This is a genomic window from Herbaspirillum sp. SJZ107 (assembly GCF_006715485.1).
In the GTDB taxonomy this organism is placed as follows: domain Bacteria; phylum Pseudomonadota; class Gammaproteobacteria; order Burkholderiales; family Burkholderiaceae_D; genus Telluria.
In genome coordinates this window covers 603,001-619,995 of record NZ_VFNH01000004.1, presented here as the reverse complement: position 1 = coordinate 619,995, position 16,995 = coordinate 603,001, and the positions used below count along the sequence as shown (strand labels likewise).

Below are 16,995 nucleotides of genomic sequence, written 5' to 3'. Positions count from 1 at the left end.
ACAGGAATCGTATATTGAGTCTTTGATGAACTTCCGCACCCGGCCAGAAGCGGACCCTGGCTAGACCTTCACTCCATTCGATAGACAAGAACCTGTTCTAGTGAAAACAGCATTCATTTACAAGCTCCCGTCACGGCTCATTGTCTGCCCAGTCAGCACGACAACTTCAGGAATCGGCCTCACGTCCGAACCGTATATCGCGCTACCCACTCCAGTGTCTGCCCTTGAACTGAGCAAGGCTATCAACCAAGCTTTGGATAGTTCACATGATGGCGTCGCCCATCCCGTAAGCTGGAAGGGATTAGCTGCCCGAAGGTTGGCGTCCGCTGCTGTCAAAAGTGAGGCGATATTTCAGAAACAGGCTTCGCTAGTATCCGTGGTTACCGACGGGAGGACGGCGACCTTCGCGCCACACCGAAACGGGGGAACAAATGGACCCGACAAGGGTTTCTTGCCAATTGCTGCGTGCGCGGAGCAGGTAGACCCTACGACTCATGAAGTTTGCGGCCAGACTGCCTTACAGGTCTTTGAACGCTGTACTTGAGCTGGCTGTGAGGGTCCGCTTCAGGTCGGAAGCGGTCGCGAGTGAACGACTGAAACCGGCCAGAAGCCGACCAACATTAAAGGAAATATCGTTGCCGATACGTGTTACCGAACCTGGGCAACTTAACGTTGGCGATTTTTTCGAAAGTTGCTCTTTTCATCCATGTCGTGTTTCAAGTGTCGACTCGACTGGACGCCAGATCGAAGGCGTCTCCCTAGTCGACGGAGGTATTCATTGCTGCAATATAAGGCATTGCGGTCTCCGCTTGCTGTCTGTACAAGAAGCAGCGCGATGGAAGGAATCCGGGCCAGAAGACGCTGAGCTCCCCTTGTCAGACAGGTGGTGGCAGAAGAAGGACGCATAAATCCAATAATTGTGAATGTCGGCAATGGTTCGATAGCGGACGCTACAATACGTCTACAACCGGCCAGAAGCGGTCGTTCAAATTTACGTCAAGGGTGCTGAAAGAATGTCGCAATATGGAATGCTCGTTGCACGTCAATTTGCACAGGACCTCCCTGAATTTCCGGAGCAGTTGGCCGCTAAAGAAGCCCTTTTGGCTTGGCGTGACAAGGGCCTCCAAGAACTGTACTTGCTGAGCGGTTTGGCTCCATTGCTGGACTACTCGCCGGAGAGCCTCAAATCGCTTGAAAGCTGGTTCTTCGAAAATGGGCAACCTGCTGCAACTGAGTCAGGCTACGCGCTTGCCCATGCTATCGCGGTCTATTTAGGCGAGTTTTTTTGCCGGAGTCGGCAGTTTCAGTGGGTGATTAAAGAGTTTCCGTTCACCAAAGGCCGATATGAGATTGGCGTCGAGCGGCATGGACTCGCAATTATGCTTACGAAAGGGAGGCACCTACAACTAGCGGGGAATAAACGTATGCAGTCACTGTGGCGGGAGTACCAACGCTATGCTTCCTAATTTGCTCCAGATTTGAAGGTCAATCCAAACGGCTCCAGACTGCGGTAGCAGACGCTGCAATAGGTCTGCAGTCGGCCAGAAGCGGACATTGGTAAAGTCTGCGTTGGAGCTAGGAGAGATTGAGAGATGTCCCGTCTGTATCACCCCACAACACTTGCTGACCCTGACGTATTCTGGCTGGACTACGAGTGGGCCGACTCGTTCGACAATACCGAATGACGGCCGTGTGTCAAGCAAGTCTGTATTCATGTGACAGGGCGCGGCGGCGCCGGCGGCGCATCCGAACGCACAGGCTCCTTGCGCCGCACCCGCAATTTCTCGGCAATGAACACATAAAACATCGGGATCAGGAAGGTGGCCACGAAGGTCGCCGCCAGCATCCCACCCAGCACGCCGCGCCCGACCGCGTTCTGGCTGGCGGAGCCGGCGCCGCGCGCCAGCGCCAGCGGCAGCACGCCCAGCCCGAAGGCGAGCGAAGTCATCAGGATCGGGCGCAAGCGGATGTGGGCCGCCTCCAGGGCGGCCTCGGCGGCACTGCGCCCTTGCGCCGACAATTCGCGCGCGAATTCGACGATCAGGATCGCGTTCTTGGCCGACAGCCCGACCGTGGTCAAGAGGCCGATCTGGAAATACACGTCGTTCGCCATGCCGAAGCCGGACGCCATCAGCAGCGCGCCCAGCACGCCGATCGGCACCACCATGATCACCGACACCGGGATCGACCAGCTTTCGTACAGCGCGGCCAGGCTCAGGAACACGACCAGCACAGACAGTGCATATAAAAGGGGCGCCTGCTGGCCGGCCTCGACCTGCTGGCGCGAGATGCCGGTCCACTCGAAGCCGGTGCCGGGCGGCAGCCGCCCGGCCAGCGTTTCCATGACCTCGATCGCTTCGCCGGTGCTGTGTCCGGGCGCGCCGGCGCCCTGGATCTCGAACGAGGACACGCCGTTGTAGCGTTCGCGCTTGGGCGAGCCGTAGATCCAGCGGCCGCTGGCGAAGGCCGTGAACGGCACCATGGTCCCGGCGGCGTTGCGCACGTAGATCGCGTCCAGGTCCTGCGGCCCCATGCGGAAAGGCGCGTCGGCCTGCATGAAGACCCGCTTCAGGCGGCCGTCGACGTCGAGGAAGAAGTTGACGAAGCTCGAGGCCCAGGCCGCCGAGAAGCTCTGGTCGACCTGGCTCAGCACCAGTCCCAGCGCGCTGGCTTTTTCGCGGTCGACCTCGATCGCGAACATCGGATTGTCCTCGAGGCCGTTGGGACGCACGCCGGCCAGCACCGGATGCTGGCGCGCCATGCCGAGCAGCTGGTTGCGCGCCTGCAGCAAGCCTTCGTGCCCGAGTCCGCCGCGGTCCATCAGTTCGAAGTCGAAGCCGGATGCGGTGCCCAGCTCGGGGATCGGCGGCGGATTGACCGGGATTACCATCGCGCCCTGGTAGCCGCCGAAGCGGCGCGCGATCCGGCCCATCAGCGCCTGCACCCGCAGTGCGCTGCCGGCGCGCTCGTCGAAGGGCCGGAAGTGCACGAACAGCAGCCCCTGGTTCTGCCCGCGGCCGGCAAAGTTGAAGCCGCTGACCTCGAAGGCGGCGTCGACGATGCGGCCCTCCTCGTTCAGCAGGTAGTGGTTGATCTCGCTCAGCACGGCCGCGGTGCGCCCCTGGTTGGCATTGGCCGGCAATTGCGCCAGCACGAACATGTAGCCCTGGTCTTCGTCCGGCAGGAAGGACGAGGGCAGGCGCCAGAACAGCAGCACCACGGCCGCCACCACGCCGAGGTAGACCAGCAGCCAGCGCCGGTAGCGCGCGATGATGGCGCGCACGCCGCCCATGTAGCGGCCGCGCACGCGCTCGAAGCCGCGGTTGAACCAGCGGAAGAAGCCGTGCTTCTCCGCCTTCTCTTCTCCGCCCTCCTTCGGCCCCGGCGGTTTCAGGATGGTGGCGCACAGCGCCGGACTGAGCGACAGCGCGACGAACACCGACAGCAGCATCGCCGACACGATCGTCAGCGAAAACTGGCGGTAGATGGCGCCCACCGAGCCGCTCGAAAACGCCACCGGCACGAACACCGCCGACAGCACGGTGGCCACGCCGACCAGCGCGCCGCCGATCTGGCTCATCGCCTTGCGCGTGGCCTCCACGGGCGGCAAGCACTCCTCTTCCATGATGCGCTCGACGTTCTCGACCACCACGATGGCATCGTCGACCAGCAAGCCGATCGCCAGCACCAGGCCGAACATCGACAGGATGTTGATCGTGAAGCCGGCCGCCGCCATGATGCCGAAGGTACCGAGCAGCACCACCGGTACCGCGATGGTCGGCACCAGGGTCGCGCGGATGTTCTGCAGGAACAGGTACATCACCAGGAACACCAGCGCGATGCCCTCGAACAGGGTTTTCACCACCTCGATCATCGACTCGCGGATGAAGGGCGCGGCGTCCAGCGGATACACCGCCTTCAGGCCCGGCGGGAAGTACGGCCGCAGGCGGTCGACCAGGGCGTGGATCTCGGCGCTGGTATCGAGCGCGTTGGCGCCCGGCGCCAGGTAGATGCCGATGCCCGAGGACGGACGCCCGTTGTACTTGCTGTCGATATTGTAGTTTTCGGCGCCGCGCACCACCCGCGCGACGTCGCGCAGACGCACCTGGGCGCCGTCCGGCAGCACTTTCAGCAGCACGTCCTCGAACTGGCGCGGCGTGCGCAGCAGCGTGGCGGCACGGATCGTCGCGCTGAACTGCTGCGGACCGGCCGCCGGCGCGCCGCCGAGCTGGCCGCCGGCGATCTGCACGTTCTGGGCCTGCAACGCATTGCCGACGTCGACAGGCGTCAGGCCATAGTTGTTCAGCTTGTTCGGATCGAGCCAGATGCGCATCGCATACTGGGTGCCGAACACGGTGAAGTTGCCGACCCCGCTGACGCGGCTGACCGGGTCCTGGATGCGCGAGACGATGTAGTTGGCGATGTCTTCCCGGCTCATGCTGCCGTTTTCCGAGACGAAGCCGACCACCATCAGGAAGGAGGCGCTCGATTTGGTCACCCGGATACCCTGCAGCTGGACTGCGCTGGGCAGCTGCGGGGTGGCCAGCTGCAGCTTGTTCTGGACCTGCACCTGGGCGATGTCGGGGTCGGTGCCGGGGGCGAAGGTCAGCGTGATCACGCCCTGGCCGCTGTCGTCGCTGGTGGCCGACAGGTAGATCAGGTGGTCGAGGCCGCTCATCTGCTGTTCGACGACCTGCACCACGGTCGATTCCACCGTCTCGGCAGAGGCGCCCGGGTAGGTGGCCGTGACCTGGATCGACGGCGGCGCCGTCGACGGGTATTGCTCGATCGGCATGCGCAGGATCGACAGCGCGCCCAGCAGCGACATCAGGATCGCGATGACGATCGCAAAGATCGGGCGGGCGATGAAGAAGGCGGACATGGCGGGCTCGCTCGCGCGCCTAGCGGCTGGCCGTGGCGGACGCAGGCCTGGGCGATGCCCCGCTGTCGCCGGCGATCCGGACCGGCCTCCCCGGCCTGGCTTTCTGCAGCCCGGAGACGATGACGCGCTCGCCCGCGTCCAGCCCGCCAGTGACGACCCAGTCGGCGCCGTAGGTGCGCGGCGCCTGGATCGTCTTCTGCAGCACCTTGCCGTCGCGCCCGACCACGAGCGCCGTGGCCTGCCCCTGCGCATCGTGGGCGACGCCGGCCTGCGGCACCAGCAGCGCATCCTCGAGCACGCCGGCCTCGACCTGCCCGCGCACGAACATGCCGGGCAATAACAGGTGCTGCGGGTTCGGCACCAGGGTCCGGATCGTCACCGACCCGGTGCCCGGATCGACGTTGACGTCGGAAAACTGCACGGTGCCCGGGATCGGGTAGCGGGTGCCATCTTCCAGCAGCACGGTCACCCGGGCGCGGTTCGGTCCGGCGCTGTGCACCTTGCCGCTGGCGAGGTCCTGGCGCAGGCGCAGGCCCTGCACGCTCGACTGGGTCAGGTCGACGTAGATCGGATCGATCTGCTGGATGGTCGTCATGAGGGTCGCGCTGTTGCCCTGCACGTAAGCGCCCTCGGTGACTGCCGAAATGCCGGCGCGCCCGGTGATCGGCGAAACCACGTCGGTGTAACCCAGGTTGATCCGGGCCGAACGCACCGACGCCCGCCCGGAAGCGACGTCGGCCACCGCCTGGCCCTGCGAGGCGACCGCATTGTCGAATTCCTGCCGGCTGACCGCATCGCTGCCGACCAGCTTGCCGAAGCGCGCGGCCTGCGCAGCCTGGGCGGCGACGTTCGCCTGCGCCCTGCCGAGCGTGGCCTGGGCGCTCTGCAGGTCGGTGACATAGGGTGCCGGATCGATCTTGAACAGGCGCTGCCCGGCCTGCACGTCGCCGCCCTCGCGGAACTCGCGCTTGAGCACGACGCCATCGACCCGCGCCCGCACCTGGGCCACCCGCACGGGATTCACGCGGCCGGGCAATTCGAGGGTGACGGGCACGCGGGCCGGGCGCGCCTGCGCCACCGTGACGGCCGGGGGCGGCGGCGATGGCGGCGCAGGCGGGTCGCTGCGCTGACAGGCGCCCAGGGCGCCCAGTAATACCAAGCCCGCCAGGCCCGCCAGCCTGGCGCTTGTCGGACTTACGCGGGTCCACACGGTCAGGCTCCCCCCGGCAAGGCACACGGATCACCAGGATAGACCCGCGCATCCCTGCGGAAGTTCCTCAGCGGGCTGGGGGCGCCCTCACTCCAGCGCGCGCCGGCGCGACTCGACGTCGACGCACAGCACGGCAAGCGCGCCCAGCGCAAGGAAGGCGGCCAGCATGGCCAGCGCCAGCGTGAAATGCGCGACCATCACCGGCGCCACAATGGCCGGCGCCAGCAGGCCGCCGAAGCGCGCGAGCGCCCCTGCCAGGCCCATGCCGCTGGCGCGCAAGCCGGTCGGATAGACTTCGGGCGTGAACGCGTACAGTCCGGCCCAGGTGCCCAGCAGTGCAAAACTCATCAACAGGGTCGAGCCCACCACCAGCACAGTCGTATTGCCGAGACTGTAGAGCATGCAGCCGACGGCGCTCAGCAGCAGGAAACCGATCAGGGTCGGCTTGCGGCCCCAGCGCTCCACGCCATATGCCGCGAGCGCGTAACCCGGCAACTGCACCACGGCCAGCAAGACCAGGAAGGCCTGGCCGCGCATGAAGCCGAAGCCCTCCGCGCCCAGTTTCAACGGCAAATAGACGAACACGCCGTAATAGGCGATCGAGACCAGCAGCCACGCGGCCAGCAGGGCCGCGGTGCGCCGCCGCAGGTTCTGCGAGAACAATGCCGACACCGGTGGCCGCTGCGCGATCTCCGCGCCGAGCGGCGGCATCGACGCCGTGCGGCCATTCACCCGCGCGACCCGCTCCAGCACCGCGTTCGCCTGCGCCGCCTTGCCGCTGCGGCTGAGAAAGAGCGGCGATTCGGGCAGCGCCAGGCGCAGTACGATGCCCACCAGGGCCGGCAGGCCGGTGACCAGGAAGATCACGCGCCAGGCGTCCGGCCCCCACCCTCCGGCCACCCAGGCCAGCAGCGCCAGCAGCACGGTGCCGACCGCCCAGAACGATTCGAGCATCACCAGCCAGCGCCCGCGCCGGTCGCTGGGCAGGAACTCCGCCATCATCGTGTAATCGACCGGCAGCGTACCGCCGACGCCGATCCCGGTGAGGAAGCGCAGCGCCAGCAGCCAGGTGAAATCCGGCGCGAAACTCGACGCCACCCCGAAGCAGGCATCGATCGCCACCGTCGCCATCAGCACCGGCCGCCGTCCGAAGCGGTCCGCCAGGCGCCCGAACACGAAGGCCCCGATCAGCATGCCGACGAAGAAGCTGGTGCCACTCTGCAGCGCCTGCGGCACCGGGATGCCGAAGGTTTTCGCGATGGTCGGCGCGCTGAAGCCGATCGACAGCACCTGCATGGCATCGGCCATCCAGACCAGGCCGAAAATCAGGAACAGGCGGCGCTGGAATTTGCCGACGCCGGCGAGTTCGATGGCTTGTTCGACGGTGATGGGCGATGCGGACATCCGGTTTTCCTAAAGGTTTTATGTAGAGGGATCGATGCATCCGGCAGGGCCAGCGCATCTTACCTGCAACGCAGCGGGCAAGGCGCCGCGCTCATCCGGCGCAAAGCTGACAGGCTGCCGCCGTTATCGAGCAGCCTTACCGAAACCCCCGCGTTGGCACTGCCCAGCCATTCAAAAGATAATAGCAGTCGATTAAGTACTAATAAGTAACATCCATGAATTTGCTTCTGAATTGCCTGGTGGCCGGCATGTTCGCCCTCGGTCTGCTGGTGGGCTGTGTCAGCGGCCCGGGGATCGATCGTTGGCTTTCCACGCCCGACCAGCGCAGCCGGGTGAAATACCTGGTACTGCACTACACTGTCACCGACACGCCGCAATCGGTCCGCATCTTGACGCACCGGACCGGGGTCGAAGCCAGCATCCATTATTTGCTGAGCAACGACGACAAGCCGGTCATCTACGGCATCGTGGACGAAAGCCGGGCCGCTTACCAGGCCGGTGGCGACTCGGGCTGGAAGACCGACCGTAACCTGAACAATATCTCGATCGGCATCGAGATCGTGAATCCCGGCTGGGTCGACGGCCCGAACGGGCGCACTTGGACGCCCTACCCGGAAAAGCAGATCGATACGCTGATCCCGCTGATCAAGGACATCATGGCGCGCCATCACATCGCGCCGGATAATGTGCTCGGCCACGCCGACGTCGCGCCGCAGCGCAAGCAGGACCCGGGCGCCCTGTTCCCGTGGAAGCGCCTGGCGGCCGAAGGCATCGTGCCCTGGCCCGACGAAAGCGTGGCGGCCGTCAAGCGCGCCCGCTACAAGGCGGCATTGCCGAACATCGCCTGGTTCCAGCGCAAGCTGGCCGCGATCGGCTACGTGGTGCCGCGCGATGGCCAGCCAAGCCAGGCAACGCGCAACGTGCTGATCGCCTTCCAGACCCACTACCGGCCGTCGAAGATCGACGGCGAGCCGGATGCCGAGACGGCTGCGCTGCTGGACAGCCCGATGCGGGTGGCGGGCGCACCTGCCGACGGCGCGCGCTGAACCCCAGCATCGGACCCGATCGCTGCATTGCACAGCGACCGGCCAGGCTTTCCTGAGGGTCAGCGCGCTGCAGCCGCCCTGGCACGCGCCTTGTGCAGCTTCTTGTAGCTATCCAGCAGGCGCTGGTGGCGGTCCAGTCCTTCCAGCCCCATGCTGGTCGGCGTCAAGCCGAAGAAACGCACGCTGCCGTCCACCGATCCCAGCACGGCGTCCATGCGGGCGTCGCCGTACATGCGGCGGAAATTGACGACGTAATCGTCGAGTTCCAGCTCTTCGTCCAGCACCACTTCCAGCACCACGTTCATCGCCTGGTAGAACAGGCGGCGTTCGACGGTGTTGTCGTTGTACTGCAGGAAGGCACCGACCAGTTCGTGGGCGGCTTCGAAGTCCTGCAGGGCCAGGTGGATCAGCAGCTTCAGCTCGAGCACCGTCAGCTGGCCCCAGTCCGTGTTCTCGTCGAATTCGATGCCGATCAGGGTGGCGATGTCCGAGTACTCATCGAGCTCGTTGTTTTCCAGGCGGTCCAGCAGGTCGGCCAGCGCATCGTCGTCGAGGCGGTGCAGGTTCAGGATAGCTTCGCGGAACAGCAGCGCCTTGTTGGTGTTGTCCCAGACCAGGTCTTCGACCGGGTAGATTTCCGAATAGCCGGGCACCAGGATGCGGCAGGCGGTGGCGCCCAGTTCGTCGTACACCGCGATGTACACTTCCTTGCCCAGCTCTTCGAGAATCCCGAGCAGGGTTGCGGCTTCGTCGGCATTCGAATTCTCGCCCTGGCCCGTGAAGTCCCACTCGACGAAATCGTAATCGGCCTTGGCGCTGAAGAAGCGCCACGACACGATGCCGCTCGAATCGATGAAGTGCTCGACGAAGTTGTTCGGTTCCGTGACCGCTTCGCTGGTGAAGGTCGGCGGCGGCAGGTCGTTCAGGCCTTCGAAGCTGCGGCCCTGCAGCAGTTCGGTCAGGCTGCGTTCCAGCGCCACCTCGAAACTCGGGTGCGCGCCGAACGAAGCGAACACGCCGCCGGTCTTCGGGTTCATCAGGGTGACGCACATCACCGGGTACAGGCCGCCCAGCGACGCATCCTTGACCAGCACCGGGAAGCCCTGCTCTTCCAGGCCCTTGATGCCGGCGACGATGCCGGGGTATTTCGCCAGCACCTCGGCCGGCACGTCCGGCAGTGCGAGTTCGCCTTCCAGGATCTCGCGCTTGACCGCGCGCTCGAAAATCTCGGACAGGCACTGCACCTGGGCTTCGGCCAGCGTGTTACCGGCACTCATGCCGTTGCTGGCATACAGGTTCTCGATCAGGTTGGACGGGAAGTACACGGTCGCGCCGTCCGACTGGCGGATATACGGGAACGACACGATGCCGCGTTCGACGTTGCCGGAATTGGTGTCGACCAGGTGCGAGCCACGCAGCTCGCCGTCCGGATCGTAGATGCCGAGGCTGTACTCGTCGAGGATTTCGCTCGGCACTGCATCGTCCGGGCCGGGCTGGAACCAGCGCTCGTTCGGGTAATGCACGAAGTCGGCGTTGGCGATGTCCTCGCCCCAGTAGCTGCCCGCATAAAAGTGGTTGTTGCTCAGGCGTTCGATGTATTCGCCCAGCGCCGAGGCCAGCGCGCTTTCCTTGGTTGCGCCCTTGCCGTTGGTGAAGCACATCGGCGAATGCGCGTCGCGGATGTGCAGCGACCACACGTTCGGCACGATGTTGCGCCACGACGCGATTTCGATCTTGATGCCCAGGTTGGCCAGCAGGCCGGACATGTTGGCGATGGTCTGCTCCAGCGGCAGGTCCTTGCCCGGGATATAGGTGGCCGATTCGCTCGATGGCTGCACGGTCAGCAGCGCCTGGGCGTCGGCGTCCAGGTTCTCGACTTCCTCGATGACGAATTCGGGACCCTGCTGCACGACCTTCTTGACGGTGCAGCGGTCGATCGAACGCAGGATGCCTTGGCGGTCCTTGTCCGAGATATCCGCCGGCAGTTCGACCTGGATCTTGAAGATCTGCTGGTAGCGGTTTTCCGGATCGACGATATTATTCTGCGACAGGCGGATGTTTTCGGTCGGGATGTTGCGGGTGTCACAGTACAGCTTCACGAAGTAGGCCGCACACAGGGCCGACGAGGCCAGGAAGTAATCGAACGGCCCCGGCGCCGAGCCGTCGCCCTTGTAGCGGATCGGCTGGTCGGCGATGACCGTGAAGTCGTCGAACTTGGCTTCGAGGCGAAGCTTGTCGAGGAAGTTGACCTTGATTTCCATGAGAATTCCAGATTGATGCGCAAAAATGAGTTGGCCGCCATTATCCGTGGTTTCCGCCTCATCGCCTAGGTGAAAATAAAAAAGCCCTGTAAAAACAGGGCTTTAGATTCCGAGCAGAGACTCTTAGAGCGCCAATCTCACGCCGCCGCATCATCGTATCTTGCTGCCATTCCTGCCTGACTCCACGCCTCGTCAAACTCCGCAAGTGCGCTCATGAACTCAACATTGTCCAGATAATGGTATTAATCGCGAGCGTTGCCGGAGATCGGCTAAGTTATCCCATACGAGCGTGCCGCACAATTGATATCAAATTTTTACCATCCAGTACGCTTAATCGTTAAAATAGAGTCATTGCGAAAACAACAAGGCACCACCGAAGCCGATCCCGGCAGGCGCCTGCCGCTCCCGGAGCGGCAAACTTGTTCCAAGGGCGGCCTCGGTTCTCGATCCGGAAGAAATATGTTGGCCATGTCGTCGTGCAGTCACCCCGCCCGGATCGTGTCGTTCGTCACACACTCCCCCCTCGCGCCGCAAACGCCAGCCCACGCCAGGCTACGTTCCGCCGCCGGCAACCAAGATAAAAATACGTATGACATTTGACCAGGCAAGCGTCGCCACGCTGATGCACGGCGACCATCACGACCCGTTTTCCGTTCTCGGCATGCATCGCCACCATGGCGAACTGGTGGTACGCGCCCTGCTGCCTGGTGCAGCCGCGGTCGAGCTGATCGACACCAAGACCGGCCGCAAGCTGGCCAGTCTCAAGCGGGTCGAAGACAGCGACGTGTTTTACGCCGCCATCCCCCGGCGCAAGAACCCGTTCCCCTACCGCCTGCGGGTCGACTGGGGCACGCACCGCCAGGAGATGGAGGACGCCTACCGCTTCCCGCCCATCCTCGGCGACATGGATGTCTGGCTGCTGTCGGAGGGGACGCACCACCGGCCCTACGAAAAACTGGGTGCCCATCCGACCGAGATCGCCGGTGTCCCCGGCGTTGCCTTCGCGGTGTGGGCGCCGAATGCGCGCCGGGTCTCGGTGGTCGGCAGTTTCAATAACTGGGACGGCCGGCGCCATGCGATGCGGTCGCGCGGCGCATCCGGCGTGTGGGAAATCTTCATTCCGCAGCTGGCCACCGGCGACCTGTACAAATTCGAAATCAAGGCGCAGAGCGGCGAGATCCTGCTGAAAGCCGATCCGTTCGCCTTCCGCGCCGAACTGCGCCCGGACACGGCCTCGGTGGTGAATGCCTTGCCGCCGGTGTTTCCATCGTCGAGCGCGCGCCAGGCGGCCAATGCGCTCGGCGCGCCGGTCAGCATCTACGAGGTGCATCTGGGGTCCTGGCGCCGCGTGCCCGAAGACGGCAACCGCTGGCTGAGCTACCGCGAACTCGCGGACCAGCTGATTCCGTATGCGAAAGACCTCGGCTTCACGCACATCGAACTGATGCCGGTCAGCGAGCACCCGTTCGATGGCTCCTGGGGTTACCAGCCGGTCGGGATGTATGCGCCAACCTCGCGTTTCGGCACGCCGGAAGATTTCCGCTATTTCGTCGAAACCGCGCATGCCAACGGCATCGGCGTGCTGCTGGACTGGGTGCCGGGGCATTTCCCCTCCGATCCGCACGGACTGGCGCGTTTCGACGGCAGCCACCTGTACGAGCATGCCGATCCGCGCGAAGGATTTCACCAGGACTGGAACACCCTGATCTATAACTACGGGCGCAAGGAAGTCCTGAATTACCTGGTCGGCAATGCGCTGTACTGGATCGAGCGTTTCGGGATCGACGGCTTGCGCGTCGATGCGGTGGCGTCGATGCTGTATCGCGATTACAGCCGCAAGGAAGGCGAATGGATTCCGAACCAGTTCGGCGGTCGCGAAAACCTGGAGGCGATCGACTTCCTGCGCCGCGCCAATGGGGTGGTGTGCGCCGAGCGCCCCGAAGCCGTCATGGCTGCGGAAGAATCGACCAGTTTTCCGAACGTGTCGCGTCCGCTCGAAATGGGCGGCCTGGGCTTCCACTATAAATGGAACATGGGCTGGATGAACGACACGCTGCGCTACATGCAGGAAGACCCGATCAACCGTCGCTACCATCACGACAAGATGACCTTCGGGCTGGTGTATGCCTTTACCGAAAACTTCGTGCTGCCGCTGTCGCACGACGAGGTAGTGCACGGCAAGGGGTCGCTGCTGGACCGCATGCCCGGCGACGACTGGCAGCGCTTCGCCAACCTGCGCGCGTATTACGGTTTCATGTGGGGCCATCCCGGCAAGAAGCTGTTGTTCATGGGTGGCGAGTTTGCGCAGGAGCGCGAATGGAATGTCGACCGCAGCCTCGACTGGCACCTGCTCGACAACCCGCGCCACCAGGGCATCCAGCAGCTGATACGCGACCTGAATGCGGTCCAGCAGCGTTACCCGGCCTTGCACCAGCTCGACGTCGAGGCGCGCGGGTTCGAATGGATCACGCACGAAGACCGCGACAATTCCGTGTTTTCGTTCATCCGCAAGGCGGGCAATGGCGATACGGTGGTGGTGGTGTCGAATTTCACGCCGGTGCCGCGGCACGGCTATCGCATCGGCGTCGGCCAGCCCGGACGCTATGTCGAAATCCTGAATACCGACGCCACGCAGTATGGCGGCAGCGGAATGGGCAACGGTGAACTGCACACCGAGCCGGCCGCGCTGCATGGTCGCGACCAGTCGCTGAGCCTGACCGTGCCGCCGCTGGCGACCATCATGCTGAAGCTGGAGCCTACACAATGACGGTGGCAGATGCATTGCATGCAGGCCGCCCCTACCCGCTGGGCGCGCACACGGACGGCGATGGCGTGAATTTCGCGCTGGTGGCGCCGCATGCGGCATCGGTGGAGCTGTGCCTGTTCGATCCCGAGGGCAAACAGGAACTGGCGCGCCTGCGCATGCCGGCCTGCGAGGACGGCGTCTGGCACGGCTACCTCGAGGGTGCGGCGACGGGCCAGGTCTACGGCTACCGGGTCGCCGGACCGTATGCGCCGCAGCAGGGCCAGCGCTTCAACCCGAACAAGGTCCTGCTCGACCCCTACGCGCGCGCGGTCGTGGGCGAGTACCTGGCGCAGCCGGGCTTCGACGGCCATGCCGCCGGCGCCGCGGACCAGCCCGACCCGGCCGACAATGCCGCGATCGCGCTCAAGGCGCAGGTGATCGACGACGCCTACGACTGGGGCGGCGACCAGCCGCCGCGGGTGCCGGCAGCCGACACCATCCTGTACGAAGTCCACGTCAAGGGCTACACCCGGCTGCACCCCGACGTGCCCGAGGCGCTGCGCGGCACCTACGCCGGGCTGGCGCAGCCCGCCGTGCTGGACACCCTGCAGCGGCTCGGCGTCACCACGCTCAGCCTGCTGCCGGCGCATGCGCGCGCCGACGAGATGCGCCTGCAGAAGATGGGCCTGTCGAATTACTGGGGGTATTCGAGCATCGGCTTCTTCGCGCCCGAGCGCCGCTACTGGTCGGGGCAGCCCGGCAGCACGCCGATTTCCGAGTTCCGCGACATGGTCAAGGCGGTCCACGGCCGCGGCATCGAGGTCGTGCTCGACGTGGTCTACAACCATACCGCCGAGACCGACGAATTCGGGCCGACGCTGAGCTTCCGGGGCATCGACAACCAGCTCTACTACCACCTGCGGAAAGACAATCCGGCCCTGTACGAAAACTGGACCGGCTGCGGCAACTGCCTGAACCTGGCCGAGCCGCGCGTGCTGCAGCTGGTGATGGATTCGCTGCGCTACTGGGTCGAAGCGATGCACGTCGACGGCTTCCGCTTCGACCTGGCACCGGTCCTGGCGCGCAGTGCCGATGGGTTTTCCGGCGCCGCCACCTTCCTGGCGGCGCTGCGCCAGGATCCGGTGCTGGCGCGGGTCAAGCTGATCGCCGAACCATGGGACATCGGTCCGGGCGGCTACCGCCTCGGCCAGTTCCCACCAGGCTGGTTCGAATGGAACGACAAGTACCGCGACACCATGCGTGCATTCTGGCTGCAGTCACATGAGCCGGCCGGAGCGCTGGGCGAATTCGCACGCCGCTTCGCCGGTTCCAGCGACGTCTTCCATCACGACGGCCGCCAACCCACCGCCAGCGTGAATTTCATCACCGCCCACGATGGTTTCACGCTGCGCGACCTGGTGAGCTACAACGACAAGCACAACGAGGCCAACGGCGAGCAGAACCGCGACGGCCATGCCCATAACCTCAGCTGGAACTGCGGCGTGGAAGGCGCCACCGACGACCGCGCCGTGCTGCAACTGCGGGCACGCCTGCAGCGCGCCCTGCTGGCGACGCTGTTCTTCTCGCAGGGCACGCCGATGCTGCTGGCCGGCGACGACATCGGTCATTCCCAGCAGGGCAACAATAACGCCTACTGCCAGGACAATGCCGTATGCTGGCTGGACTGGCGCCGCGCCGACGATGCGCTGGCCGGCTTCGTCGGCGCGCTGACCGGGCTGCGGCGGCGCTACCGCGCCCTGCGCCGTGCGGACTGGTACACCGGTGCGGTGGGGGCGGATGGCCACGCAGACATCGCCTGGCTCAAGCCGGACGGTGCCGTGATGGATGACGCGGCCTGGAACGGGGGCAGCCATTGCATCGGCATCCGGATGTGCGCGCCGGCCGACGGCCAGGACGCCGACGAAACCTGCCTGCTGCTGGTGAATGCCCAGGCGCAGCCGGCCGATTTCACGCTGCCGCCGGGCACCTGGCGTGCGCTGACGAACAGTGCGTTTCCCGAATTGCCGCCGCATGATGCCGACGGCACGGTGGAGGTCCCGGCGCACGCGGTGCTGCTGCTGGCCTTGCCGTGGAACTGAGCATCCAACCCAAGCTTGTTAGTTAGGTCATCGACCATAAAAATAGTGGAGGCAACATGAAAACGCTGATCCATCGGCAACCTGAACGAAGGAAGAACCAGCTCACCCACCGCTTGCCGGAACGCGCCGTCGCGCTGGTACTGGCCGGCGGCCGCGGGTCGCGCCTGCAGCAGCTGACCGACAAGCGCGCCAAGCCGGCGGTCTATTTCGGCGGCAAGTTCCGTATCATCGATTTCGTCCTGTCCAACTGCATCAACTCCGGCTTCCGCCGCATCGGTGTGGTGACGCAGTACAAATCGCACTCGCTGCTGCGCCACCTGCAGCGCGGCTGGAGCTTCCTGCGCGGCGACCAGAACGAATTCATCGACCTGCTGCCGGCCCAGCAGCGCGTCAACGAGGATCACTGGTACCGCGGCACCGCCGACGCGGTGTACCAGAACATCGATATCCTGAGCTCCTATCATCCGGAGTTCGTGGTCGTGCTGGCCGGCGACCATATCTACAAGATGGATTATTCGCTGATGCTGCAGGACCACGTGGCGACCGGCGCCACCTGCACCATCGGCTGCATCGAGGTGCCGAAGGCGGAGGCCTCGGCATTCGGCGTGATGGCGGTCGACGAAGAGCGCCGCATCACCGACTTCGTCGAAAAGCCGGCCGATCCGCCGACCATGCCCGGCAAGCCGGACACCACGCTGGCCAGCATGGGCATCTACATCTTCAATGCCGACTATCTGTACCAGCTGCTGAACGACGACGTCGCGAATGCCGCCTCCACCCACGACTTCGGCAAGGACATCATCCCGCGCGTGGTGAGCGAAGGCGGCGCGGTGGCGCATCCGTTCGGCATGTCGTGCATCCCGAACGGCGACGGCGTCCCGGCCTATTGGCGCGACGTCGGTACCGTCGACGCCTTCTGGTCCGCCAATCTCGACCTGGCCTCGATTTCGCCGGAACTCAATATCTACGACGCCGACTGGCCGATCTGGACCCACCAGGAACAGCTGCCGCCGGCCAAGTTCGTGCACGACCGTAACGGCGACCATGGCATGGCGGTCAACGTGCTGGTGTCGGGTGGCTGCATCGTGTCGGGTTCGCACGTCGCGGCCTCGGTGCTGTTCTCCAACGTGCGGGTCGATTCGTTCTGCCATATCGACCAGGCGGTGATCCTGCCGCACTGCGAGATCGGCGAAGGCTGCCGCCTGACCAAGGTCGTCATCGACCGCGGCTGCAAGATCCCGGCCGGGATGGTGATCGGCGAAGATCCGGAACTGGATGCGGAACGCTTCCACCGCAGCGAGAGCGGCGTGGTGCTGGTCACCACCGACATGCTGAACAAGCTGTAAA

9 protein-coding genes are annotated in these 16,995 nt (G+C 64.6%); 5 read left to right on the top strand and 4 right to left on the bottom strand.

Translation table 11 applies throughout. From position 1 onward, the window contains the following. Positions 1-1,028 precede the first annotated feature (1,028 nt). On the top strand, positions 1,029-1,466 hold the full coding sequence (locus FBX97_RS25575) for a hypothetical protein (protein ID WP_141838014.1): 438 nt from the start codon (positions 1,029-1,031) through the stop codon (positions 1,464-1,466). A 245-nt stretch (positions 1,467-1,711) separates the two neighbouring features. Here the strand turns inward: FBX97_RS25575 and FBX97_RS25570 are convergent, their stop codons facing one another. The 3 genes from FBX97_RS25570 to FBX97_RS25560 all read right to left on the bottom strand — a co-directional run bounded on the left by FBX97_RS25570 (position 1,712) and on the right by FBX97_RS25560 (position 7,496). Then, positions 1,712-4,882: an efflux RND transporter permease subunit gene (locus FBX97_RS25570; RefSeq protein WP_141838013.1), complete on the bottom strand. Its 3,171-nt coding sequence runs from the start codon at positions 4,880-4,882 to the stop codon at positions 1,712-1,714. Between the two features lie 19 nt (positions 4,883-4,901). After that, on the bottom strand, positions 4,902-6,092 hold the full coding sequence (locus tag FBX97_RS25565; protein WP_370457349.1) for an efflux RND transporter periplasmic adaptor subunit: 1,191 nt from the start codon (positions 6,090-6,092) through the stop codon (positions 4,902-4,904). An 87-nt stretch (positions 6,093-6,179) separates the two neighbouring features. After that, complete coding sequence (locus FBX97_RS25560) at positions 6,180-7,496, bottom strand: MFS transporter (RefSeq protein WP_141838012.1); 1,317 nt, start codon at positions 7,494-7,496, stop codon at positions 6,180-6,182. Between the two features lie 215 nt (positions 7,497-7,711). On the opposite strand from FBX97_RS25560, the gene FBX97_RS25555 reads away from it, so the two are divergent. Next, positions 7,712-8,542 carry an N-acetylmuramoyl-L-alanine amidase gene (locus FBX97_RS25555; protein ID WP_255517632.1) on the top strand — a complete coding sequence of 277 codons (831 nt, stop codon included), beginning with the start codon at positions 7,712-7,714 and terminating at the stop codon, positions 8,540-8,542. A 59-nt stretch (positions 8,543-8,601) separates the two neighbouring features. On the opposite strand, the gene FBX97_RS25550 is transcribed toward FBX97_RS25555, so the two are convergent. Continuing rightward, a complete protein-coding gene (locus tag FBX97_RS25550; RefSeq protein WP_141838011.1) occupies positions 8,602-10,803 on the bottom strand; it encodes an OsmC domain/YcaO domain-containing protein in 2,202 nt (733 codons plus the stop codon). 589 nt (positions 10,804-11,392) lie between these two features. Between FBX97_RS25550 and glgB the strand changes: the two genes are divergently transcribed. From glgB to glgC, 3 genes are read left to right on the top strand one after another with little or no spacing between them, the layout of a single operon-like run. Further along, positions 11,393-13,570 carry a 1,4-alpha-glucan branching protein GlgB gene (gene glgB, locus FBX97_RS25545; RefSeq protein ID WP_221631874.1) on the top strand — a complete coding sequence of 726 codons (2,178 nt, stop codon included), beginning with the start codon at positions 11,393-11,395 and terminating at the stop codon, positions 13,568-13,570. Continuing rightward, the gene (gene glgX, locus FBX97_RS25540) at positions 13,567-15,648 is read left to right on the top strand and encodes a glycogen debranching protein GlgX (RefSeq protein ID WP_141838009.1); all 2,082 of its coding nucleotides are present in this window, start codon (positions 13,567-13,569) and stop codon (positions 15,646-15,648) included. Before glgB ends, glgX begins: the two co-directional genes overlap by 4 nt. 56 nt (positions 15,649-15,704) lie before the next feature. Next, the gene (gene glgC / locus FBX97_RS25535; RefSeq protein WP_141838007.1) at positions 15,705-16,994 is read left to right on the top strand and encodes a glucose-1-phosphate adenylyltransferase; all 1,290 of its coding nucleotides are present in this window, start codon (positions 15,705-15,707) and stop codon (positions 16,992-16,994) included. Position 16,995 lies beyond the last annotated feature (1 nt).